The 22,931-nt window shown below is 73.7% G+C and carries 22 protein-coding genes; 14 read left to right on the top strand and 8 right to left on the bottom strand.

The features are described from left to right. Positions 1-1,353: a S8 family serine peptidase gene (locus MTP10_RS24830; RefSeq protein WP_310712035.1), complete on the top strand. Its 1,353-nt coding sequence runs from the start codon at positions 1-3 to the stop codon at positions 1,351-1,353. Between the two features lie 19 nt (positions 1,354-1,372). Here MTP10_RS24830 and MTP10_RS24825 read toward each other — a convergent pair whose 3' ends face one another. Together MTP10_RS24825 and MTP10_RS24820 are read right to left on the bottom strand one after the other, a co-directional pair. Continuing rightward, entirely contained in the window at positions 1,373-2,110 is a 738-nt protein-coding gene (locus tag MTP10_RS24825) for an ABC transporter permease (protein ID WP_310712034.1), read from the bottom strand. Beyond that, positions 2,107-2,853, bottom strand: a complete 747-nt coding sequence (locus MTP10_RS24820) for an ATP-binding cassette domain-containing protein (protein ID WP_310712033.1) — start codon at positions 2,851-2,853, stop codon at positions 2,107-2,109. The genes MTP10_RS24825 and MTP10_RS24820 overlap by 4 nt, the downstream gene beginning before the upstream one ends. 61 nt (positions 2,854-2,914) lie before the next feature. Between MTP10_RS24820 and MTP10_RS24815 the strand changes: the two genes are divergently transcribed. Beyond that, positions 2,915-3,625 (top strand): helix-turn-helix domain-containing protein, encoded by a 711-nt coding sequence (locus MTP10_RS24815; RefSeq protein WP_310712032.1) that lies wholly within the window; start codon positions 2,915-2,917, stop codon positions 3,623-3,625. On the opposite strand, the gene MTP10_RS24810 is transcribed toward MTP10_RS24815, so the two are convergent. Further along, complete coding sequence (locus tag MTP10_RS24810) at positions 3,548-3,865, bottom strand: DUF4190 domain-containing protein (RefSeq protein ID WP_310712031.1); 318 nt, start codon at positions 3,863-3,865, stop codon at positions 3,548-3,550. The two genes, MTP10_RS24815 and MTP10_RS24810, sit on opposite strands and share 78 nt — an antisense overlap. Positions 3,866-3,980: 115 nt before the next feature. Between MTP10_RS24810 and MTP10_RS24805 the strand changes: the two genes are divergently transcribed. Both MTP10_RS24805 and MTP10_RS24800 read left to right on the top strand, forming a co-directional pair. After that, entirely contained in the window at positions 3,981-4,454 is a 474-nt protein-coding gene (locus tag MTP10_RS24805; RefSeq protein ID WP_310712030.1) for a nitroreductase family deazaflavin-dependent oxidoreductase, read from the top strand. A 52-nt stretch (positions 4,455-4,506) separates the two neighbouring features. Next, on the top strand, positions 4,507-5,319 hold the full coding sequence (locus tag MTP10_RS24800; RefSeq protein WP_310712029.1) for an ion transporter: 813 nt from the start codon (positions 4,507-4,509) through the stop codon (positions 5,317-5,319). 52 nt (positions 5,320-5,371) lie between these two features. Here the strand turns inward: MTP10_RS24800 and rpsD are convergent, their stop codons facing one another. Beyond that, positions 5,372-5,986 carry a 30S ribosomal protein S4 gene (gene rpsD, locus MTP10_RS24795; RefSeq protein ID WP_310712131.1) on the bottom strand — a complete coding sequence of 205 codons (615 nt, stop codon included), beginning with the start codon at positions 5,984-5,986 and terminating at the stop codon, positions 5,372-5,374. A gap of 76 nt (positions 5,987-6,062) precedes the next feature. On the opposite strand from rpsD, the gene MTP10_RS24790 reads away from it, so the two are divergent. After that, positions 6,063-6,875, top strand: a complete 813-nt coding sequence (locus MTP10_RS24790) for a DUF2470 domain-containing protein (protein WP_310712028.1) — start codon at positions 6,063-6,065, stop codon at positions 6,873-6,875. Positions 6,876-6,958: 83 nt separating this feature from the next. Continuing rightward, positions 6,959-7,537: a hypothetical protein gene (locus MTP10_RS24785; protein ID WP_310712026.1), complete on the top strand. Its 579-nt coding sequence runs from the start codon at positions 6,959-6,961 to the stop codon at positions 7,535-7,537. 29 nt (positions 7,538-7,566) lie between these two features. Here MTP10_RS24785 and MTP10_RS24780 read toward each other — a convergent pair whose 3' ends face one another. Beyond that, positions 7,567-8,748 (bottom strand): ROK family transcriptional regulator, encoded by a 1,182-nt coding sequence (locus MTP10_RS24780; protein WP_310712025.1) that lies wholly within the window; start codon positions 8,746-8,748, stop codon positions 7,567-7,569. 258 nt (positions 8,749-9,006) lie between these two features. Here MTP10_RS24780 and zwf point away from each other — a divergent pair, with 258 nt between their 5' ends. From zwf to MTP10_RS24755, 5 genes are all read left to right on the top strand, one after another. Further along, positions 9,007-10,428: a glucose-6-phosphate dehydrogenase gene (gene zwf / locus MTP10_RS24775; RefSeq protein WP_397334506.1), complete on the top strand. Its 1,422-nt coding sequence runs from the start codon at positions 9,007-9,009 to the stop codon at positions 10,426-10,428. Between the two features lie 85 nt (positions 10,429-10,513). Next, entirely contained in the window at positions 10,514-12,460 is a 1,947-nt protein-coding gene (gene edd / locus MTP10_RS24770; protein WP_310712023.1) for a phosphogluconate dehydratase, read from the top strand. 58 nt (positions 12,461-12,518) lie between these two features. Continuing rightward, positions 12,519-13,601, top strand: a complete 1,083-nt coding sequence (locus MTP10_RS24765) for a glucokinase (protein WP_310712022.1) — start codon at positions 12,519-12,521, stop codon at positions 13,599-13,601. Between the two features lie 145 nt (positions 13,602-13,746). After that, the gene (gene eda / locus MTP10_RS24760; RefSeq protein WP_310712021.1) at positions 13,747-14,361 is read left to right on the top strand and encodes a bifunctional 4-hydroxy-2-oxoglutarate aldolase/2-dehydro-3-deoxy-phosphogluconate aldolase; all 615 of its coding nucleotides are present in this window, start codon (positions 13,747-13,749) and stop codon (positions 14,359-14,361) included. Positions 14,362-14,577: 216 nt separating this feature from the next. Then, entirely contained in the window at positions 14,578-16,521 is a 1,944-nt protein-coding gene (locus MTP10_RS24755; protein WP_310712020.1) for a protein kinase domain-containing protein, read from the top strand. Between the two features lie 31 nt (positions 16,522-16,552). On the opposite strand, the gene MTP10_RS24750 is transcribed toward MTP10_RS24755, so the two are convergent. Then, entirely contained in the window at positions 16,553-17,488 is a 936-nt protein-coding gene (locus MTP10_RS24750) for an NADP-dependent oxidoreductase (RefSeq protein ID WP_310712018.1), read from the bottom strand. A gap of 293 nt (positions 17,489-17,781) precedes the next feature. Between MTP10_RS24750 and MTP10_RS24745 the strand changes: the two genes are divergently transcribed. Then, on the top strand, positions 17,782-18,243 hold the full coding sequence (locus MTP10_RS24745; protein WP_310712017.1) for a MarR family transcriptional regulator: 462 nt from the start codon (positions 17,782-17,784) through the stop codon (positions 18,241-18,243). A gap of 16 nt (positions 18,244-18,259) precedes the next feature. Then, entirely contained in the window at positions 18,260-19,459 is a 1,200-nt protein-coding gene (locus tag MTP10_RS24740) for a cytochrome P450 (protein ID WP_310712016.1), read from the top strand. 5 nt (positions 19,460-19,464) lie between these two features. Here MTP10_RS24740 and MTP10_RS24735 read toward each other — a convergent pair whose 3' ends face one another. Both MTP10_RS24735 and MTP10_RS24730 read right to left on the bottom strand, forming a co-directional pair. Beyond that, positions 19,465-20,370, bottom strand: coding sequence for a PfkB family carbohydrate kinase (locus tag MTP10_RS24735; RefSeq protein ID WP_310712015.1), 906 nt, complete (start codon positions 20,368-20,370; stop codon positions 19,465-19,467). Next, positions 20,367-21,392 carry a LacI family DNA-binding transcriptional regulator gene (locus MTP10_RS24730; RefSeq protein ID WP_310712013.1) on the bottom strand — a complete coding sequence of 342 codons (1,026 nt, stop codon included), beginning with the start codon at positions 21,390-21,392 and terminating at the stop codon, positions 20,367-20,369. Before MTP10_RS24730 ends, MTP10_RS24735 begins: the two co-directional genes overlap by 4 nt. Positions 21,393-21,645: 253 nt before the next feature. On the opposite strand from MTP10_RS24730, the gene MTP10_RS24725 reads away from it, so the two are divergent. Continuing rightward, positions 21,646-22,926, top strand: coding sequence for an ATP-binding cassette domain-containing protein (locus tag MTP10_RS24725; RefSeq protein WP_310712012.1), 1,281 nt, complete (start codon positions 21,646-21,648; stop codon positions 22,924-22,926). The last annotated feature ends 5 nt before the right edge of the window (positions 22,927-22,931 follow it).

Below are 22,931 nucleotides of genomic sequence, written 5' to 3'. Positions count from 1 at the left end.
ATGCGCGTCCTCATCCAGCTCCGCCCCTCCCCCGACGTGGTCGAGGCCGTCGTCGACCCCGGTCGGAGCGCCACCGTGGCCGACGTCGCCGACGGGCTGCCCGGCGTCGTCCTCGACCCCGCGTACACGCCGGTGCCGCTGGCGCGCCCGGTGCCGCCGCCCGGCGGCGACCCGCTCTCGCTCAACCAGCCGCTCGGCTTCTCGCTCGCCGCCGAGGACGCCTCGGTGCTGGTGCGCGGCGTCATCGCGGACGACGAGCTGACCGCCCGCGTGGCGATGCTGACCTCGCTGCGCCCCGACGTCACCGGTGTGTTCGCCGACCCGGTCATCCACACCACGCTGACCTGCGGCGGCGACCCGCCCGTCGGCACCTGGCACGACGTCGAGCGGCTGCTCGGCGCCGACGCGCTGCGCGCCGAGGGGCTGGACGGGTCCGGCGTGGCGCTGGCCGTCCTCGACACCGGGATCAACCTCGCCCACACCACGCGGCAGCTCGGCAGGGACGTCCTCCTCGACGCGGCGCGCAGCTGGGTGCCCCCGGGCGTCGACGGGCGGCCGGGCCAGTTCGAGGTCGACCACGGCACGATGTGCGCGTTCGACACGCTCATCGGCGCGCCCCGGGCCACGCTCGTGGACGTGCCGGTGCTGCTGTCCAGGCGGCCCGGCGGGTCGGCGCTCGACGGGCTGCTGTCGGACGCGGTGGCCGCGTTCGCGCACCTGCGCGGGGTGCTGGAGGCGCAGCCCGCCGAGACGCGGGCGCTGGTGGTCACCAACTCCTGGGGGTCGTTCTCCCCCGAGTGGGACTTCCCGGTCGGCCATCCGGGCAACTACTCCGACAACCCGGCCCACCCGTTCAACCTCATGGTGACCGCGCTCGACCAGGCGGGGGCCGACGTGCTGTTCGCGGCGGGCAACTGCGGGCGCCAGTGCCGCGACGGCCGGTGCGCCTATTCCGACCGGCCGATCGTCGGCGCCAACTCGCACGCCAAGGCGCTGTCGATCGGCGGCGTGGACATCACCGGCGAGCGCGTGGGCTACTCCTCGCAGGGGCCGGGGCGGCTGACCGCCCGCAAGCCGGACGTGTGCGCCTACACGCACTTCTCCGGCTCGCGGGCGTTCGGCGACACCGAGCCCGACTCGGGCACCTCGGCGGCCACGCCGGTCGCCGCCGGGCTCGTCGCCGCGCTGCGCACCCGCTGGCCGTCCACGCGGCTGTCGCCGTCGCAGCTGCGGGCGCTGCTGCGGCGCACCGCCGACGACCGCAGCGAGGTGGGCTTCGACTTCGACTACGGGTACGGCACCATCGACCCGGAGGGCATCATCGCGGCACTGCGCCGCAGGTCCGCCGCCTGATCCCCGGGCTCCCGCGTGTTCAGGCGTTCTCGCGGCCGAACACGCGGGTGCCGATGGTGACGCCGGCCACGGCCAGCGCCGCCGTCACCGCCACGCCCAGCCCCACCGTGCCCGTGACGTAGCGGCCGGCGAACAGGTCGCGCAGCGCCTCCAGCACGTACCGGAACGGGCTGAGGCGGGACAGCACGTCCAGCCAGACCGGCGCCATCGACATCGGCAGGAACGACCCCGACAGCAGCACCAGCGGCACCACGACCGTGCTCATCACCGGGGCGAACAGGTTCTCGTCGATGGTGAGCGCCACCGCGTACGACAGCGAGGCGAGGCTCGCGCCCAGCACGACCACCAGCGCGAGCCCCGCCAGCAGGCCCGCCGCCGGAGCGCGCAGCCCGAACGCGTAGCCCACGGCGACGAGCAGCACGGTCTGCACGATGAGCGTGACGACGTTGTTGAGCACCCGGCCCAGCAGCAGCGCCAGGCGGCTGACCGGGGTGACGCGCAGCCGCTCCAGCACCCCGAAGCGCCGCTCGAAGACGACGCCGAACCCGGCCATGCCGGTGCTCATGAGCCCGAGCTGGATGATCAGGCCCGGCACGAGCGTCTCCCAGGTGCCGATCGTGGCGAAGAGCGGCCCGAACAGGACGAGGAACAGCAGCGGCTGGATCGCGCCGATGACGATGCCGATCTTCTGCTTGAGGGTGATGGCGAGGTTGTGGCGGAACAGCAGCCACGTGTCCCGGGCCGCGGACCCGATCACGCCGGCACCTCCTCGCGCAGCGACCGGCCGGTGATGTCGAGGAACACGTCGTCGAGCGTGCGGCCGCCGGCCTTCAGCTCGGCGGGGCTGCCCTCGGCGACGATCCGGCCGCCGTCGATGATCAGCAGGCGGTCGCAGAGCGCGTCGGCCTCGTCCAGGTAGTGCGTGGTGAGGAACACCGTCATGCCGTGGTCGGCGCGCAGCGCGCGGATGTGGTCCCACAGGTGGGCCCGGCTCTGCGGGTCGAGGCCCGTGGTGGGCTCGTCGAGGAAGAGCAGCGGCGGCCGGTGCAGCAGCCCGAAGGCCAGGTCGAAGCGGCGGCGCTGACCGCCCGACAGGGCCCCTCCGGGCAGGTGCTCCATGCCGGTGAGCTCCAGCCGGTCCAGCACCCCGGCGACGCGCTCGCCCGCCTCCTCGCGGCTCAGGCCGTACAGCATGGCCTGCAGCAGCAGCTCGCCGGCCTGCGGCGCCGCGAGGTTGACGCCGCCGCCCTGCGAGACGTACCCGATGCGCCGCCGCACGCCCGCCGGGTCGGCGAGCAGGTCGTGGCCCGCCACGGTGGCGGTGCCCGAGGTGGGCGGCAGGAGCGTGGTCAGCATGCGCATGGTCGTGGTCTTGCCCGCGCCGTTGGGGCCGAGGAAGCCGACGATCTCGCCGGCCGCCACGGTGATGTCCACGCCTCTGACGGCCTCGGCGCCGCCCTTGAAGGTCTTGCGCAGACCTTTCGTGTTGATCAATTTCATCGCCTCCAAATTTAGAGTAGACGCAATTTTGGAGTGACTGCAAGTTGGGTACCATGAGCGCATGGAGGAAGGACTGCGCGAGCGCAAGAAGCGGGAGACCCGCCGGCGCATCGCGGACGTGGCGATGTGGCTGTTCATGTCCCGCGGGTTCGACAACGTCACGGTGGCCGAGGTGGCCCGCGCGGCGGACGTGTCGGTCAACACGGTCTTCAACTACTTCGGCACGAAGGAGGACCTGTTCCTCGACCGGCGGGACGACCTGCGGGACCTCCGCACGCGGGTGGTGCGCGAGCGGGCGCCCGGCGAGAGCGTGGTGGCGGCCTTCCGGCGCGACTTCTTCCAGGCTCTGGACGAGGGCGACTGGCGCTACGGCTTCAACGAGGGCGCCGAGGTGTGGGGGCGGCTGGTCGGCGAGAGCGCGTCACTGGCGGCACGGGCGCGCGAGCTGGAGTCCGAGATCGAGGAGGACCTGGCCGCGGCCATCGCCGAGGAGACCGGCGCGGACGACGACGACCTGACGCCCAAGCTGGTGGCGCAGCACATCCTCGGGCTGACCCGCCTGCTGGGGCGGCACTACACCCTCCGCAGCACGGCGGGCGAGCCGCGCGAGGAGATCCTCGCCGACCTGCGTGAGCGCGCGCGGGCGGGGTTCGACCTGCTGGAGTCGGGGATCGGCGACTACGGCCGGCGCTCGCTAGGAGCCGACGCGGCTGAAGACGGCGAGGCCGCCGGCGACGAGGAAGATGACCACGTAGAAGGCGATCAGCGCTAGCCACAGGCAAGTGCTGACGATGCCGCAGATGCGGCCGGCCTGCACCATGCCGCGGTTCTCGAAGTAGTAGCCGCTGCCGTCGATCTCGCGCAGCGCCTTGTTGCCCATCACCCAGGCGAACGGGCCGAGCAGGCCGCACACGACCAGGCTGAGGATGCCCAGCACGAGGATCGTCGTGCCGTTGGGGTGGGTCTGGGGCGGCGGTCCATAGGGGGACGGGCCGTAGTTCGGGTAGGACATCTGCGCTCGCCCCTCGTCGTCGCCTGACAGCGGTTTTTTATACCACGAAGGCCGCCCGACGGGCGGACGCTGCACGCGGAGCGATATTTGACCTAGCGCTTGCTACACTCGCGGCATGATGCAGGTCCTCAAGCCCTTCGCCCAGTGGATGGCCTCGACCGACTGGTTCCTGAAGGTCGGCCCCCGGTTCGTCCCCCAGCTGGACCGCGCCCTCTACCGGCTGACCCGGGGCAAGGTGATCAGCAGCGACCGCGTGGTGCCGTCGCTGGTGCTCACCACCACCGGCGCCAAGACGGGGCAGCTCCGCCGGTCGCCGCTCGCCTGCCGTCCCGAGCCGGACGGCGGCTTCCTCGTCGTCGGCAGCAACTTCGGCCGCGAGAACCATCCGGCCTGGACCGGCAACCTCATGAAGCAGCCCGAGGCCGCGGTCACGTACAAGGGCCGGCAGATCCCCGTCACGGCCAGGCTGCTGACCGGCGAGGAGCGCGAGGCGGCCTGGCGGGGGCTGGTCGAGCAGTGGCCCCTCTACGACCGGTACGTGGAGAAGTCGGGCAGGGAGCTGAGGGTTTTCCGGCTCACGCCCAGGTGATCTTCTACGCCATCATGGTGGGGCACCCGAAACCGTCAAGGAGCCCCCACCCGTGCGTGAACGTGTCCGCGCCGTCGTCACGAGCCGTCGTTTCCAGCAGCTCATCGTCGTCGTCATCCTGATCAACGCCGCCACCCTCGGCCTGGAGACCGTGCCCGCGGTCGCCGCGCGGCACGGCGCCACGCTCACCGCCATCGACCACGCCGCCCTCTACGTCTTCGTCGCCGAGCTGATCGCCAAGATCTACGCCGAGCGGTCGCGCTTCCTGCGCGACCCCTGGAACGTCTTCGACGCGCTGATCGTCGCGATCGCGCTGGTGCCCGCGACCGGCGGCCTGTCCGTGCTGCGGTCGCTGCGGATCCTGCGCGCCCTGCGCCTGCTGTCGGTGGTGCCCAGCCTGCGCCGCGTCGTCTCGGCCCTGCTGCGCGCCATGCCGGGGATGAGCTCCATCGTGGTGCTGCTGGGCCTGGTGCTGTACGTGGCGGGCGTCATGGCCACCAAGCTGTACGGCCAGGCGGCCCCGGAACGCTTCGGCAGCCTGCCCTCCTCGCTGTTCACGCTGTTCCAGACCATGACGGGCGACGACTGGGGGAACATCGCGCGGGACGTGATGACCCTTCACCCGACGGCCTGGATCTTCTTCACCGCCTTCATCCTGATCTCCACGTTCATCGTCCTCAACCTGTTCATGGCGGTGGTGGTGAGCGCGATGGACGAGGAGTCGGCGGCCGAGCGCGCCGAGCTGCAGGGGCTCGGCGACGAGTCGGCGGCCTCCACCCGCGTCATCCTGGACGAGCTGGCGGCGCTGCGCCGCGAGGTCGCCGCCCTGCGCCGCGACGGCGTCCTCGACGGCCCCGGCCGATGACCCCCGGCCGGAGACACGGCCGGAGACACGGCGGGAGGCACGGCCGGGCGGGTCAGCGGGAGTAGAACTCCACGACGAGCTGCTCGTCCACCGGAACCGCGATCTGCTCGCGTTCCGGCCGGGCCGTCAGTGTGAAGCGCAGGTCGGCGTGCTCCACGGACAGGTACGGCGCGATCCGCTCGTCGGCGTGGACGCCCTCGGCGGCGGCCACGAACGGCTGCATGCGCCGCGACCGCTCCCGGACCGAGACGACCTGGCCGGGCTTGACCAGGTAGCTGGGGATGTCCACCTTGCGGCCGTCCACGGCGATGTGGCCGTGTGTGACGTACTGGCGGGCGGCGGAGATCGACGGCGCCCGGCCGGCGCGCAGCACGAGGGAGGCCAGGCGGGTCTCCAGCAGCGTGACGAGCTCCGCGCCGGACGCGCCGGGCTTGCGCACGGCCAGGTCCCAGTAGCGGCGCAGCTGCCGCTCGGACACGTCGTAGTACCAGCGCAGCTTCTGCTTCTCCAGCAGGCGCAGGCCGTAGTCGCCGGTGGTGCGGCGGTTGGTCTTGCGGCCGTGCTCGCCGGGCGGGTACGGCCGCTGCTCGAAGTAGCGGATGGCCTTCCTGGTCAGCGGCACGCCCGCGCGGCGGGACAGCCGCACCTTGGGACCGGTGTAGCGCACGTTCACCTCATGTGATTAGGTAATCCTTACTTAGGTAAGGCTAACCTAGTATTCACGTTGATCTCAAGGAGCCGCCATGCCGCCCATCGCCGAACGCGTCCGCACGCTCGCCGCGACCTCCGCCGTGGTCCGGGTGACCGTCGACGGCGTCCCGTCCCCCGCGACCGGCGGGGTGGACGAGCGGGGCCGCCCGGTGCTGCTGGTGCGCACCGGCGAGCCGCTGCACGGGCTGCGCGACGACGCGGTGGTGGCGGGGAGCCTCACCGCGACGCGCCGCCTGGGTGAGGCCGAGCACCCGCGCGGGCTGCTGGAGGTCCAGGGGTGGGCGCAGGCCGTACCGGTGGAGGAGGCGCGGGCGGCGGCCGTCACGGTCGCGGCGCGCAGCGCGGACGAGGGGCTGTTCGCGGCGCTGGAGCGGTACGGCGAGCCGTCCGCGCCGCGGCTGCTGCGGCTCGACGTGGCGCAGGTCGTGTACCTGACCGGGCAGGAGTCGGGCGTGCTGGACGCCGACGAGTACCTCGACGCCGGGCCCGACCCGCTGACGGAGACGGCCGAGCGTGTCCTCGCCCACGTCAACGAGGCGCACCGGGCGCAGCTCGCCGACGGCGTGGCCGCTCTGCTGGGCGAGCCCGCCCTCATGGGCGAGGGCCGCGGTCACGACGGGCGTCCCGGCTGCTCCGGCCGCTCGGGCCCCGTCGGGACGGGCGCTCCCGGGGCGGGCGCTCCCGGGGCGGGCGCCGGGTGCGGCGAGGTGTGGCTGTGGGAGCTCGACAGCCACGGCGCGACGGTCCGCGTGGACGACGACCTCGTCCGCTTCCCGTGGCCGGCCCGGGTGGGCACCTGCCAGGGCCTGGAGGCCGCGCTGCGCGGGCTGATGTGCACGTGCTGAGCCGCCCGCGGCGATCACCATCTTGATCACGATTGTCGCGGGGCGGTCCGACCTCCGCCCGGCACTCACTATCATCTGCGGCTGTGACCGAGACCGAGCCGCGCAGACGTGTCCTGATGACCGCCGGTGTGCTGACCGGCGTGGTGATGCTGAGCGCGGCGGCGATCCTCGGTCTGGGAGAGCTCGGCGGCGCCTCGCTGTCCCCGGTCAGCCTGCCGGGCGGCGACGAGCGGCGTGCGGAGCCCGCCAGGGCCGGGGCCACGCGGGTCACGACGGCCAGCGCCCCGGTGACGCGCCCCGGCCACCACGCGCCCACGCCGGCGGTCGTGCCGTCGCCGCTTCCCACCGCGACGGCCCGGCCCACGGCCACCCGCTCGCCCCGCACGGTGGAGGCCACGCCGGCTCCGCGGCGCGGCGCCACGACCGCGCCGCCCGTGCGGCCGGGTGAGGCGTCGGTGACCCCCGCCCGCTCCCGGCGGCCGGGAGCCGCCAGCCCCGTCCCGGCGGGCCCGGTCACGCCCACGCCCACGGACGTCGTCCCGAACGCCCCCGCCCACCCCGCCGGCCGCACCCCGCCGGGCCACAGCAGGCACCCGGGCCACGGCGTCAGCAGTGGCAACGGCAACGGCAACGACCTGGGCGACGGCGACGCCGCGGACTGAGCTCCGCCGCCGTTCCCGGGTGGCGAAGCTCAGGAGGGGCGCAGGTCGAGGCTCTCGTCGACGGCGTCCGGTGACAGGACGCTCTCCAGCACCATCACCGCGCAGCCGCTGATGCCGGCTCCCCAGCCCATGCGGCTCGGCTCGATGCGCAGGCGCCGCGTGGCCAGGGCCGTGGAGCGCCGGTAGACGACCTCCCGGATGCTCGACACGAGCGGCCCGAACGCCTCCGCCACGTCGCCGCCCAGCACGACCACGGACGGGTTGAGGATGTTCACCGCGCCGGCCAGGACCTCGCCGATGCGCCGCCCGGCCTCGCGGACCATGGCCATCGTCTCGGCGTCCCCGGCCCGCACGAGCGCGGTCACGTCGGCGATCGTCTTGACGTCCTTGCCGGCCGTCCGCAGCTCGCGCAGCAGCGCCGTTCCGCTCGCCACCGAGTCGACGCAGTCGACGTTGCCGCAGCGGCACAGGACGCCGCCGCCGTCGCGGACGGGGATGTGCCCGATCTCGCCGGCCGCGCCGAGCGCGCCGCGCAGGATCCCGCCGCCCGCGATGACGCCGGCGCCGATCCGCGTGGACACCTTGACGAACATCAGGTCGTCGAGGTCGGGGTAGACGCCGCGGTGCTCGCCGATGGCCAGCACGTTCACGTCGTTGTCGACGAGCACGGGCACCGGGAACCGCTCGCGGACGATGGGCGGGATGAGCACGCCGGTCCACGACGCCATCACCCGCGCGCTCTCGGTGCGGCCACGCGCGAACTCGACCGTGGCCGGCACGCCCATGCCGACTCCCTTGACGTCCTCGCGCGGCCGGTCGCCGAGCAGGTCCTCCCAGGTGTCGAGGAGCAGCGGAAGCACCACGTCGGGGCCCTGCTCGACGTCGATGGCGAAGTCCCGGCCGGCCAGCTCGCGGCCCGCGAGGTCGCACACGGCGACGCGGGTGCGGCTGGCGCCCAGCGCGGCCACCAGCACCACCCCGCCCGCGGCGTTGAACTCCAGCCGCACGGGGGGCCGCCCCCCGGTGGAGGGCGCGTCGGCCCGCTCCACCACGAGACCGCGCTCGATCAGCTCGGCGACGCGCAACTGCACCGCGGGGCGCGACAGGCCGGTCACCCGGCCGAGATCGGCCCGCGTCACCGCCTCACCCGAGCGGATGAGGCGCAGCACCTCGCCACTCGTGGCGAGGGTAGCGGCGGTACGTCGAGGCATCGGCTAAGTGAATCACAGGAGGTTACGTAATGAAAAGTCGCAACTTTTTCATCTCACATGCCAAAACTCTGCTTGTCTACGAACCAAACTCTGGCTAGTGTCCGTTCTGTCCTTCTTGGTAGATCAACGGAGTTCCTCGTCGTGTCCCCCATGAGCTCGTCTTCCGGCACATCCGCCTCCGGCACATCAGCGTCCGGCGCGCCCGAGACCGCGCACACCGCCGACCTCGTGGTCTTCGGCGGCACCGGCGACCTGTCCATGCGCAAGCTGCTTCCCGCGCTGTACCACGGCGACCGGGAGGGCCGGCTCGCGCCCGGAACGCGCATCATCGCGATGTCCCGCGGCGGGCTGACCGACGCGGACTTCCGCGGCAAGGTGGACGCCGAGGTACGCGACCGGATCCCCGGCGGCGACGCCGAGGTGTGGCGGCGCTTCCTGGGCCGCCTGCACCACGTGTCGATCGACGTGGGCGGCGGCCAGGCCGTCGACGGGGGCTCCGACCGGTCGGGGTGGGGCGCGCTGGCCGCCCTGCTGGCCGGGCACGAGGACCGCGACCGGGTGTTCTACCTGGCCAGCCCGCCCAGGACGTTCGGCGTGTTCTGCCGCGAGCTGGCCGCCGCCGGCCTGGTGACGCCCCGCTCCCGCGTGGTGCTGGAGAAGCCCCTCGGCCACGACCTGGTCAGCGCGCAGCGCATCAACGACGAGGTCGGCGCCATCTTCGACGAGCGGCAGATCTTCCGGATCGACCACTACCTGGGCAAGGAGACCGTGCAGAACCTGCTCGTGCTCCGCTTCGCCAACGCGTTCCTGGAGCCGATCTGGAACTCGCTGTGGATCGACCACGTCCAGATCACCGCCGCCGAGACCGTCGGCACGCCCGGCCGCCGCGGCTACTACGACCACGCGGGCGCCCTGCGCGACATGGTGCAGAACCACCTGCTCCAGCTCCTCTGCCTGACCGCGATGGAGCCGCCCGCGCGCAACGACCGCGAGGCGATCCGCGACGAGAAGGTCAAGGTGCTGCAGGCGCTGCGGCCCATCACCGGCGGCGGGGTCGAGCGGTTCACCGTGCGCGGCCAGTACGTCGAGAGCGGCGACATGCCCGGCTACCTGGACGAGCCCGCCTCCACCCCGCCCACCGAGGAGTCGCGCCGGGTCGAGACGTTCACCGCGATCCGCGCCGAGATCCGCAACTGGCGCTGGGCCGGGGTGCCGTTCTACCTGCGCACCGGCAAGCGGCTGCCGCGCCGTGTGTCGGAGATCGTCGTCCAGTTCAAGGACGTCCCGCACTCGATCTTCCCCGGCGGCACGCCCAACCGCCTCGTCCTGCGGCTCCAGCCGCAGGAGGGCATCCAGCTGCACATCATGGCCAAGGAGCCGGGCGCGGGCGAGGTGACGCTCAAGCCGGTGCCGCTGAGCCTCAGCTTCGGCGAGACGTTCACCGCGCGGGTGCCCGAGGCGTACGAGCGGCTGCTCATGGACGTGCTGGCCGGCAACCCGACGCTGTTCATGCGGCGCGACGAGGTGGAGGCCGCCTGGCGGTGGATCGACCCGATCCTCGCCGCGTGGGAGGCGTCGGGCGAGCTGCCCGAGCCGTACGCGGCGGGCTCGACCGGCCCCGCGGGGGCCCACGAGATGCTCGCCCGCAGCGGCCGGGCCTGGCACGAGGACGAGTCGTGACCGGCGCCGCCCCCTTGCCTCTCACACCGCCTGCCCAGACCCCGACAGCACCGGCAGTAACCGCACGGCCGACGAAGGAGTGTCCATGAACCCCGTCATCCAGGAGATCACGGACAAGATCACCGAGCGCAGCCGCGCGAGCCGCAGCGTCTACCTGGATCGGATCCGGCGCGCCGGCGAGGCCGCCCGCGCCAAGGGCCCGGCCCGCGCGCACCTGGGGTGCGCGAACCTGGCGCACGGCTTCGCCGCCGCGCCCGCCGAGGACAAGCCGGCCCTCATGGGCGCCGCCAAGCCCGGCGTGGCCATCGTGACCAGCTACAACGACATGCTGTCGGCTCACCAGCCGTACGAGACGTACCCGCCGGAGCTGAAGGCGGCGGTGCGGCGGGCCGGCGGCGTGGCGCAGGGGGCGGGCGGCGTGCCGGCCATGTGCGACGGCATCACGCAGGGCCGGGCCGGCATGGAGCTGTCGCTCTACAGCCGGGACGTGATCGCCATGGCGACCGCGATCGCGCTGTCGCACGACATGTTCGACGCGACGCTGCTGCTGGGCGTCTGCGACAAGATCGTGCCGGGCCTGTTCATCGGCGCGCTGCACTTCGGGCACCTGCCCGCGATCTTCGTGCCGGCCGGCCCCATGACCTCCGGGCTGCCGAACAAGGTGAAGGCCCGCACCCGGCAGCTGTTCGCCGAGGGCAAGGTGGGCCGCGTCGAGCTGCTCGACGCCGAGGCGAAGTCCTACCACTCCCCCGGCACCTGCACCTTCTACGGCACCGCCAACTCCAACCAGGCGCTGATGGAGGTCATGGGCCTGCACCTGCCGGGTTCGACGTTCGTCAACCCGCACACCGAGCTGCGGCACGCGCTGACCGAGGCGGCCGGCCGCCGTGCCGTGGAGATCACCGCGCACGGCTCCGAGTACACGCCGCTCGGCGAGCTGGTCGACGAGAAGGCCATCGTGAACGCCTGCGTCGCGCTGCTGGCCACCGGCGGCTCCACCAACCACACCCTGCACCTGGTGGCCATGGCCGCCGCCGCGGGCATCGTGCTCACCTGGGACGACCTGGCCCGCCTGTCGGAGGTCGTGCCGTCGCTCACCCGCATCTACCCGAACGGCCAGGCGGACGTGAACCACTTCCGCGACGCCGGCGGCATGCAGGTGCTCATCGGCGACCTGCTCGACGCGGGCCTGCTGCACGAGGACGTCCTGACGGTCGCCGGGCGGGGGCTGAGCCACTACCGCTCCGCCCCGGCGCTGGAGGACGGCGCGCTCGTCTGGTCCGAGGTCACCGGCGGCAGCAAGGACCTGGACGTGCTGCGTCCCGTCTCCGAGCCGTTCTCCGCCGACGGCGGCATCCACATGCTCGAGGGCAACCTCGGCCGGGCGGTGAGCAAGGTGTCGGCCGTCAAGCCGGAGCACCTGGTGATCGAGGCCCCGGCCAAGGTGTTCGACGACCAGCTCGACCTGCTGCGCGCGTTCGAGGCGGGCGAGCTGGACGGGCAGGACTTCGTCGCCGTCCTCCGCTACCAGGGGCCGAGCGCCAACGGCATGCCGGAGCTGCACAAGCTCACGCCGCCGATGGCCGTGCTGCTCGACCGCGGGCAGCGGGTCGCGATCGTCACCGACGGGCGCATGTCCGGCGCGTCCGGCAAGGTGCCCGCGGCCATCCACCTGTCGCCGGAGGCGGCCGACGGCGGCCCGATCGCGCTCGTCCGCGACGGCGACGTGATCAGGCTGGACTCGGCGGCCGGGACGCTGGAGCTGCGGGTCCCGGCCGAGGAGCTGGCCCGGCGCACGCCGGGCGGCCGGCCGCTCAGCGACGCGGAGTGGGTCGGCACGGGCCGCGAGCTGTTCGCGACGTTCCGCCGCATGGCGGGGCACGCCGAGCAGGGCGCCGGGATCTTCGGCATCAGCGGCGCCGAGTCGCCGCACCACGGCCCCGGGCTGGGCTTCCCGGCGGAGGCGGGCGCCTCCCACCTGGAGACCGGCCTCGCCGACCCGGCCCAGGTGGGCACCGGAGCCCGCAGGTGAACGGGTTCGGACGGTTCGGCAGGGCCGGCCGCCTCGGACGGGTTCGGAGGGCCGGGCGGTGAGCGGGTTCGCCTTCCCATGGCTGGTCGCCGACATCGGCGGCACCAACGCCCGGTTCGGCCTGGTGACCTCGCCCGGAGCGCGGCCCTCGCACGTCGCCGTGCTCGCGGGGGCCGAGCACCGGGGCCTGCCCGAGGCCGTGGCCGCCTACCTCGCCGACCACGCGGACGGCGCGCGGCCGGGCGCGGCCTGCCTCGCCCTGGCCGGTCCCGTGGACGGCGACCGCTACGCGCTGACGAACCTGCCCTGGTCCGGCTCGGCCCGCGACCTCGGCGTGCCGGAGGTGGCGCTGCTCAACGACTTCGAGGCGCTGGCCGTGTCGCTGCCGCACCTGGAGGGCGACGACCTGGTGCCGCTGGGCGGCCCCGCCCCGGCGTCCGGGGTGAACGCCCCGGCGTACGGGATGAAGGCGGTGCTCGGTCCCGGCACCGGGCTCGGCGTGGCCGGGCTCGTGCCGGTGGACGGCGGCTGGGTCCCCGTCCCGGGCGAGGGCGGCCACGTGACGCTGCCCGTACAGGACGAGCGTGAACTGGAGGTGCTGCGGGCGCTCACGCGCCGGCACGTGCCGGGCGGCCCCGGCGGCCAGGTGGTGGCCGAGCACGTCCTGTCGGGTCCCGGGCTGGTGCGGCTGCACCGGGCGCTGGCCGACGTCCGCGGCGTGGCCGCGGCCGAGGACACGGCGTCGGGGATCGTGGCGCGGGCGGACGACGCGTTGTGCGCGGAGACGGTCGAGGTGTTCTGCGGTCTGCTCGGGACGTTCGCGGCCAACGTCGCGCTGACGCTGGGCGCGCGGGGCGGGGTGTACCTCGGCGGCGGAGTGCTGCCGCGGATCGCGGAGCGGGTCCGTACGGGTCCGTTCCGCACGCGCTTCGCCACGAACCCGGATATGGCGGACTACCTGTCGGCCATCGCGACGTCCCTCATCGTCGCCCCGCAACCGGCGCTGACCGGGGCCGCGGCCTGGCTGGACCGCCTCGCCTCGCGCGCCGCCCGTGGCTCCTCGGAATGGGCGGAGGACCTGCCCGCCATGACGACCGCGCTGCCGGTCGCCCCGGCGGAGCCGGCGCCGCTGCCGGGCTGAGGGACGGCGGTGGCCGCGCGGACCCGCCTCCCGGCGACTCAGTAGCCTGGGCGCACGGCTCGCCCCGGCCGGACAACGTGCAACGGCCTTCGAGGCCGACGAGATGGACGACGGCCCCGGTGGCCGGCAAGGAGAAGAGTTGCAGATGACGAGCCTGCTCGACCTCGCCCCCGTGATCCCCGTCGTGGTGATCGACGACGTGGAGACCGCCGTGCCGCTGGCGCGGGCGCTGGTCTCCGGCGGCCTGCCGGTCATCGAGGTGACGCTGCGCACGAAGGTGGCGCTGGAGGCGATCGGCCGGATCGCCGCCGAGGTGCCCGGCGCCGTGGTGGGCGCGGGCACGGTGCGGACGGCCGCCGACGTCGAGGCTTCGCTGAAGGCGGGCGCGTCGTTCCTGGTCTCGCCCGGGGCCACGCCGTCGCTGGTGGACGCGATGCTGGCGGGCGGCGCTCCGTTCCTGGCGGGGGCGGCCACGGCGTCGGAGGTCATGGCGCTGGCCGAGCGGGGCCTGAAGGAGCTGAAGTTCTTCCCCGCCGAGGCCGCGGGCGGCCGGCCGTACCTGAAGTCGCTGGCGGGGCCGCTGCCGGACGTGCGGTTCTGCCCGACGGGCGGGATCCGGCCGGAGACGGCGGCCGACTACCTCGCGCTGCCGAACGTCGGCTGCGTCGGCGGCACCTGGCTCACCCCGGCCGACGCGCTGGCGACGGGCGACTGGGCCCGCGTCGAGGCGCTCGCCGCCGAGGCCGCCGCCCTCCGCTGACCGTCCCGGGAGCCGGCCGCCCCGGGAAGAGCCGCGCTCCGCGCCCTTCCCCGCCCCCATGCCCTGTGCGGGCGGGGAAGGCGATGGCGGGCGAGGCCGTCACGCCGCCACCGGAGGGCGTCTTCCTCCGTTAGAGTCTGGGGTGGAAAAGGGCATGCCGGGCGATGGCCCGGCCGGTCGAGGCGGCGGGATGACGACGGCGAGAGGACAGCGACGTTGGGGCTGCAGGATCGCTCCGCGGGCACTCCGCTGACACCCGAGGACCCCCCGGCGATCGGCCCCTACGAGCTGATCAGCCGGCTGGGGTCGGGCGGGATGGGCACCGTCTACCTGGCCAGGGCCGCCGACGGCGCGCGGGTGGCGCTCAAGGCGATCCGCCGCGACTACACCGCCGACCCGGTCTACCGGGCGCGTTTCCACGAAGAGGTGTCCAACGCGCGCAAGGTCGCCTCGTTCTGCACCGCCCGGGTGCTCGACCACGGCGAGGACGGCGGGGTCCTGTACCTCGTCACCGAGTACATCGACGGCATCTCCCTGGAGGACCACCTCATCGAGCACGGGGCGTTGTCGCCGTCCGTGCTCCACTCGGCCGCCGTGGGCGTCGCCGCGGCGCTGACCGCCATCCACGCGGCGGGCCTCGTCCACCGCGACCTCAAACCGGCCAACGTCATGCTGACGCTCGCCGGGCCCCGGGTGATCGACTTCGGGCTGGCCCGCTCGGCGCACCTGTCCTCCCGCCACACCAACGCCGGGATGGTCATGGGCACGCCCGGCTGGATCGCTCCGGAGCAGGTGTTCGAGGGGAAGACCAGCCCGGCGGGCGACGTGTTCGCGTGGGGGTCGCTCATCGCGTACGCGGGACTCGGCGGGCACCCGTTCGGCGAGGGCGACGCGTACGTGATGGCCGCCCGCGCCCGCACCGCGCCGCCCGACCTCCGGGGGCTGCCCGCGCCGCTCGACCGGCTGGTGGCCGCGGCCATCCACCCCGACCCGGCGCGCCGGCCCCCGGCGCGCCAGTTGCTGCTGGAGTTGGTGGGGGCGGCGGACGAGCCGGCGGCGCAGCTCGCGGCCACGCGCCACCTCACCACCACGTGGGACCCGGCGGATCTCCCGCCGCTGTCGCAGTCCCCCCGCAGCGCCCCCGGACGCCCGCCCGTTCCGTCGCCCGGCCCGCAGGCGCCCCCGGCCGCGCCGCCCGCCCAGCCGGGGCCGTCCTCGTCCACGGCCGGCCGGCCCCCGCAGGCCCACCAGACGGGCCAGGTGCCGCTGCCGCCGCAGGCCCACCAGACCGGTCAGGTGCCGCTTCCCCCGCCGGGGCAGCCGCCCATGCCGTCCGGGTCTCTCCAGCAGCCGCCGCACCACCACACCGGCCAGGGGCCGCTCCCCGGCCGACCAGGACCGGCCGCCCAGGCGCCGTCACACGGACCGGGACCGCAGAACCCGCCGTCACACGGACCCGGGCCGCAGAACCCGCCGTCACACGGACCCGGACCACACGGGCCCGGAACACGCGGCCCGTCATCGCATGGACCTGGCGGACCGGGTGGACCGCACGGCCCGTCGTCGCACGGGCCCGGAGCGCGCGGGCGTACCGTGCAGGGGCCGCCGCCCGGTCAGGGGCCTCCGTCCGGGCTCACCGGGCCGGGCCCGCTGCCGCCCTCCACGATGCCCCCGCCCGGCAGGCCCCGGCGTGGCACGTTCACCGGCTGCCTGACCGCCGTGGTGATCGCCCTGGTGCTGCTCGTGGTGCTGGTCGCGTTGATCGCCTGGATGACGCGGGACCCCGCCGTGGGCAGCGTGGACGGGCCGGCGCAGGACGGCAGGCTGCGGTTCGCGGTGACCGGCACCAAGTGCCCCAAAACCGCCAAGTCCGCCAAGCTGCGCACCTGTACGGTCTCGGTGAAGGTGGACAACATCGGCCAGGAGGCCCGCGTCCTGTACCCGGGGCAGCAGAAGCTGTGCGACGAGGACGACGTCCCCCACGGCGGCACCCGGCTGCTCGACAAGGCGGGCACGGAGATCACTCCGGTGCGCATCGGGCCGGGCCAGTCGTTCAGCGGGGCGCTGGTGTTCGAGCTGCCCAAGGGCGCCGGCCCGGCCGCGCTGGAGCTGCACGACTCCGGCCTGAGCCACGGCGTCCGCCTCACCCTGGGCGGCTGACCGCCCGAGCGCGCCCCGGACCAGGCCAGGATCAGGGGACGAGGACGAGGCGGCCGCGCAGGCCGCCCTTGGCCAGGCGGCGGTGAGCCTCGGCCGCCTGCTCCAGCGGCAGGGTCTCCGCGACCCTGAGCGTGAGCGTCCCCTGCTCCACCAGCTCGACCAGGTCCGCCAGCCGCGCCCCGTCCGCCGTGATCCAGTGGGTGAACACGCGCGTCCCCCGGAGCGGCACCGGGGCGCCGCCCGCGACCACCGCGGCGAAGGAGCCGCGGGAACGGACCGCGTCGAGCGCCGCCGCCCCGGTCACGGCCGCGTCCAGGGCGCCGTGGACGCCGCCGGGCACCAGAGCCCGTACGGCCTCGCCGAGCCGGGCGGTGCGGGGCACGAACAGCTCCGCGCCCAGCTCCCGTACCAGGGGCTCGTCCGCGGCCCCGGCGACGGCGACGACCCGCAGGCCCCGCGCGGCGGCGAGCTGGACGGCGAACCCGCCCACCGCCCCCGCCGCGCCCGTCACCAGCAGCGACTCGCCGGGGGCCAGGCCGAGCCGGTCGAGGGCCTGCACGGCGGTCAGCCCGTTGAGCGGCAACGTCGCCGCCTCCACCGCGCTCACCCCGGACGGCGCCCGGCTCACGACGTCCGCGTCGAGCACGACCTGCTCGGCCTGGGTCCCGAGCGGCACGTCGAGCCGGTCCGACAGCCCCACCACGCGGTCCCCCGGCGCGAGCCCGGTGACGCCCGGGCCGGTCTCCTCGACGGTCCCGGCCACGTCCCAGCCGATGCCGATCAGGTCGCGCTCGGGCAGCAGCCCCGCCTCGGTGAGGGCGCCCGACCGGGTGGCCGCGTCGACGGGGTTGACGGTCGCCGCCTCGACCCTGATCCGTACCTGCCCCTCCCCCACGGACGGCGCCGGCAGGTCGGCGATCTCCAGCACCTCCGGGCCGCCGAAGGCGCGGATGACGACAGCACGCATGCGATCTCTCCCTCTCACTCAGGTGGCGGACCTCCCGCCGCACACCACCGTAGGAGCGGCACTCTCTTATAGGAAGTAGGCACCTGTGAGTGCGTAACGTACGACGTGGAAACCCAAGCCCTCGCGCGCGCTCGCCAGGGTCAGCCAGAAGAGGCTCACCCGGACGCCGCGCGCGCCGGAGCGTGACGGGCGCCTGTCCCGTTCGGCGCCCGTCACAAGGTCGGAGTCCGGAAACGAGGACGCGCGTAGAGTTCGTCAAGTACGTATATGACGATGTTGCCGGCGGTGCCACGATGGATCCACGGGAAGGCGAGTTCATCGACCGGATGGGGCTGGTCATGGAGCGCATCGGCGGGACCCGCACCATGGGCCGGCTGTACGCGTGGCTGATGATCTGTGATCCGCCGCACCAGTCGCTGACCGAGCTGGCCGCCCGGCTCGGGGTGAGCAAGACGGCCGTCAGCACGGTCGCCAGGCAACTGGAGGCGGGCGGGATGATCGAGCGCGTCCCCGCACCGGGGCGCGAGCACCGCTACCAGGTGGCCCACGGCGGATGGGCGCACGTCCTGAAGGTCCAGCTAGCCGGGGTGCACCTCGGCGTCGAGGCCCTGGACCTCGGGCTGTCGCTCGTCGGCGAGGACCGGCCCGAGCAGCGGGCCCGGCTGGCGGAGACCCGGGAGTTCTTCGCCTTCACCGAGCGTGACGCGGACGAGATGCTCCAGCGCTGGCAGGAGTACCGCGCAGAGCCGACCTGATACGGAGGGAGAGACGATGACCGACATCGTCGAACGGTACGACATCCCCGAGCAGCACTTCTGGCTGCGCGGGCCGCGATCGGGCCAACCGGTGGAGTACGACGCCCGCACCGGCATGTGGAACGTCTACGGCTACCCGGAGGCCCACGACATCCTCGCCGACCCCACGACGTTCTCCTCCGACACCATGCGCGTGCTCCCCAAGGGGCTGATGCCGGACAGCGAGGAGTTCTCGATGAACGGCTTCATCACCCAGATCGACCCCCCGGAGCACGGCAAGCTGCGCAAGCTGGTCAGCAGCGCCTTCACCCGCAAGGTCGTCGCGGACCTCGAACCCAGGATCGCCGCCCTCACCCATGAGCTGCTCGACGCGGCGCGGGAGCGCGGACGGCTGGAGCTCGTGACCGACCTGGCCTACCCTCTGCCCGTCATCGTCATCGCCGAGCTCCTGGGCGTGCCCAGCGGCGACCGCGCCCTGTTCAAGCAGTGGGCCGACGCGCTCTTCCAGCGCGACACCACGATCTCCCTCACCGAGCCCGTCGAGGAGCAGACCGCGGACGTCCAGGCCACGCTCAAGCCGTGGAAGGAGATGTCCGCCTACCTCGCCGGCCACGCCGAGGAGCGCCGCCGGCGGCCGCGCGCCGACCTGCTGACCAGGCTGGTCGAGGCCGAGGTGGACGGCGAGCACCTCCCCGACGACCAGGTGGTCAACTTCGCGATCATCCTGCTGCTCGCCGGGCACATCACCACGACCATGCTGCTCGGCAACACCGTGCTCTGCCTCGACGCCTTCCCCGAGCAGCAGGCCACGGTACGGGCCGACCGCGCGTCGGTCCCGGCCGTCATCGAGGAGTCCCTGCGCCTGCTGCCCCCGTTCGCCGCCCTCGGCCGCTCCACCACCCGCGAGACCGAGCTGGGCGGCGTGACGATACCGGCCGACCAGCTCGTCATGGTGTGGCTCGGGGCCGCCAACAGGGACCCCCGGCAGTTCGCCGACCCTGGCGTGTTCGACCCCGGCCGTGACCCCAACCCGCATCTCGCCTTCGGCCGCGGCATCCACTTCTGCCTGGGCGCTCCCCTGGCCCGGCTGGAGGGACGGGTCGCCCTGAACATCCTGCTCGACCGGCTCGACCCGCTGCGCACCGATCCGGAGGACCCGGTGACGTTCATCCCCACGCCGACCATGACGGGGGTGGCCCGCCTCCCCCTCGTGTAGCCCTGTCAGGCGGCCGAGGCCGCGCGGAGCAGCGCGGCCTCGGTGATCGGCGCCTCATGGGTGCCGGGCACCGTGCAGGCGTGGGCCCCGGCCAGCGAGCCGAGCCGCACGCACTCCTCCAGCGCCGCTCCGCGCAGCCGGCCGTAGAGGAAGCCGGAGACGAACGCGTCGCCCGCGCCGTTGCTGTCGGCCACCGGGCCGGGCAGCGGGGTGGCGGGGAAGGCGCGCAGGTCGCCGCCGCGCGGCAGCACCAGGCAGCCGTCCGCGCCGCGCGTGCAGACGACCAGCTCGGCGCGGCCCAGGCGGAGGATGTCGCGCATCACGCGCTCCGGCGAGTCCAGCGCGGCGGCCGACATGAACACCAGGTCGGAGCGGTGGGCGAACTCCCGGTGGTGGTCGTTGACGCCGTCCCAGTCGTGCAGGTCGGTGGAGACGGGCATGCCGTCGAGGTCGTCGTACACGTCGCGGCAGTAGCCGGTGATCGAGACGTGCGCGTGGCGGGCGCGCACGCCGGCGTAGAGCTCGCGCGGCAGCCGCTCGCCCGGCGTGTCGCGCGGGTCGTGCAGCGAGGTGCGGCGGCCGTCGGGGCCGACGAGCAGCACGCTGCGGCGCGTGCCGGCGGCGGCGCGGCCCCAGAAGGCGTCGACGCCGGCGAGCGCGTCGCGGATGAGCGCCCCCTGCGAGTCGTCGCCGACGAGGTCGGCGAACGCCACCGACAGGCCGAGGGCGGCGCAGCCGAGCGCCACGCCGGCGCCGGTGTTGCCGATCCGCTCCTGGATGGGCGGCACCCCGTAGGTGTCGGCGTACGGCAGGGGCAGCTCGGGGACGTAGACCGTGGCGTCGACGCCCGACCCGCCCAGCACGAGCACGTCATGGGGCTTGCCCGGGGTCTTCCCCCGCGGGGGCGTCACCGGCTGACCCGGGGGCCGGAGCCGGTGGAGCCGCGCACGACGAGCTCCGGGCGGAAGATCAGCTCGACGTGCTTGGCCGGCGCGCCGTTCACCTCTTCGAGCAGCGTCTGCACGGCGGCGGAGGCCATCGCGCCGATGGGTTTGCGCACGGTCGTGAGCGGCGGGTCGGTGAACGCGATGAGCGGCGAGTCGTCGAAGCCGACCACCGACACCTCCCCCGGCACGGCCAGCCCCTTCTCGCGGCAGGCGCGGATCGCGCCGAGCGCCATGAGGTCGCTGGCGCACACGATGCCGGTGCAGCCGCGGGCGAGCAGCTGGGTGGCCGCGGCCTGGCCGCCCTCGACAGAGAACAGCGAGTCGGCGATGAGGTCGTCGACGCCGGTGACGCCGAGGAGCTGGGCCATGGCCTGACGGAATCCCTCGATCTTCCGGATGACGGGGACGAACCGGCGCGGCCCGAGGGCCAGCCCGATCCGCTCGTGCCCGAGGTCGACGAGGTGCTGCACGGCCAGGCGCACGGCCAGCCGGTCGTCGGGCGAGATGAACGGGGCCTCGATGCGCTCGCTGTAGCCGTCGACGAGCACGATCGGCAGCCCGCGGTCGGTGAGCCGGGTGTAGCGGTCCATGCGGGCGGTGGTGTCGGCGTGCAGGCCGGACACGAACACGATGCCGCTCACGCCCCGGTCCACCAGCAACTCGGTGAACTCGTCCTCGGGCGCCCCGCCGGGCAGCTGCGTGCACAGCACGGGCGTGTAGCCGTGCTGGGTGAGCGCCTTCTCCACGGCCTGGGCGAACGCGGGGAAGATCGGATTGTCGAGCTCGGGGGTGACCAGGCCGACCAGGCCGTTGCTGCGCTGCCGCAGCCGCGGCGGGCGCTCGTAGCCCATGAGGTCGAGCGCGGTCATCACGGCCTGGCGGGTGGCGGCCGAGACGCCCGGCTTGCCGTTGAGCACCCGGCTGACCGTGGCCTCGCTCACCCCGGCCTGGGCGGCGATGTCGGCGAGGCGGGCGTGACCGTTCATGGCCGTCACTTTACCTCTGTCCGACCCCCACCCTGAAAGCGTTTCCGCAAATTTCCGCAAGCACTTCCAGGATTTCGGGCGATCCCGCATACGCGGACGACCAGGGGCTCCAGGTTCTCTGGAGCGAAACACAGCCTGAAATCACGTTTGTGAGAGATGTTTCAGATGAAGGGTGGACATCGGGGTTGAGGCGCGATGTACTACCTCTTCCATCAGCCCCGTCACAGGTGACACGTGCGCAAGGTGTGGGCCCATGAGCTCGGTCGTACTCGACAACGTGACCAAGGTGTACCCGGGTGACCACCTGGCGGTCGACCGATTGAGCCTGCAGGCCGAAAACGGCGAGTTCCTCGTCCTTCTCGGCCCCTCCGGCTGCGGCAAGTCCACGCTGTTACGCATGATCGCGGGTCTTGAGGAGATCACCCAGGGCGACCTGTGGCTCGACGGCCAGCTCGCCAACCATCTCGCCCCCCGCGAGCGGGACGTCGCCATGGTGTTCCAGAACGGCGCCCTCTACCCCCACCGCACGGTCCGCGGCAACATCTCGTTCCCGCTGGAGATCGCCAAGTCCGACCCGGCGCTCGTCCGCCAGCGCGTCACCGAGCTGTCCAAGGCGCTGCACATCGACGAGACCCTCGACCGCCGCCCCGGCACCCTGTCCGGCGGCCAGCGCCAGCGGGTCGCGATGGGCCGGGCCATCGTCCGCCAGCCCAAGCTGTTCCTCATGGACGAGCCCCTGTCGAACCTCGACGCCGGCATGCGCACCGAGCTGCGCATGGAGATCTCGGCGCTGGTCAGGTCGCTCGGCGTCACCACCATCTACGTCACGCACGACCAGATCGAGGCGCTGACGCTGGCCGACCGCATCGCCATCATGAACCGCGGGGTCCTGCAGGACGTCGGCACCCCCTCGCAGATCTACAACGACCCGGCGACGGCGTTCGTGGCCGCGTTCCTCAACTCCCAGCAGCTCAACCTGCTCTCCGCGACGGTCCGCACCCCGCAGAACGAGTACGTCATGCTCGACTTCGGGCCGCACCGGCTGATCATCCCGTGGAGCGATCCCAGGGCCTACGCCATCTCCCAGCACACCGGCGGCCAGGTGCTGGTCGGCATGCGCCCCGACGGGCTGGCGCCGGTGCCCGAGTCGTACGACGGGCCGTCGTTCTTCGGGCGGGTCCGGGCGCTGGAGTACCACGGCCACGAGTGGCTCGCCTACATCGAGTGCGGCATGCCCGCGGTGCCCGTGCCGGAGCCGCCGGACCCGCGTGCCCGCGCCAAGGGCCGCCCGAACGCCCCGGGGCGGCTCGGCACGTTCGTCAAGCGGATGTTCGGGCAGGAGGAGGAGCGGCAGGAGCACGAGCAGACCGGCCAGCACCCCGGCAGCGGCGTCCATCGGCGGGCCGACCTCATCGTCCGCGTCGGCGGCCGCCCGGCGTGGCGGGCCGGCGACGCCGCCAAGGTCGCCGTGGACCCCACCCGCCTGATGATCTTCACGTTGGACGGCGCCCGCATCGACCCGCCCCGCCGCTGACCGTC

Source organism: Nonomuraea sp. 3-1Str, from assembly GCF_031570565.1.
Taxonomy (GTDB): domain Bacteria; phylum Actinomycetota; class Actinomycetes; order Streptosporangiales; family Streptosporangiaceae; genus Nonomuraea.
Note: the sequence above shows the minus strand (reverse complement) of the source record. Positions and strands in the feature narration are given on the sequence as shown.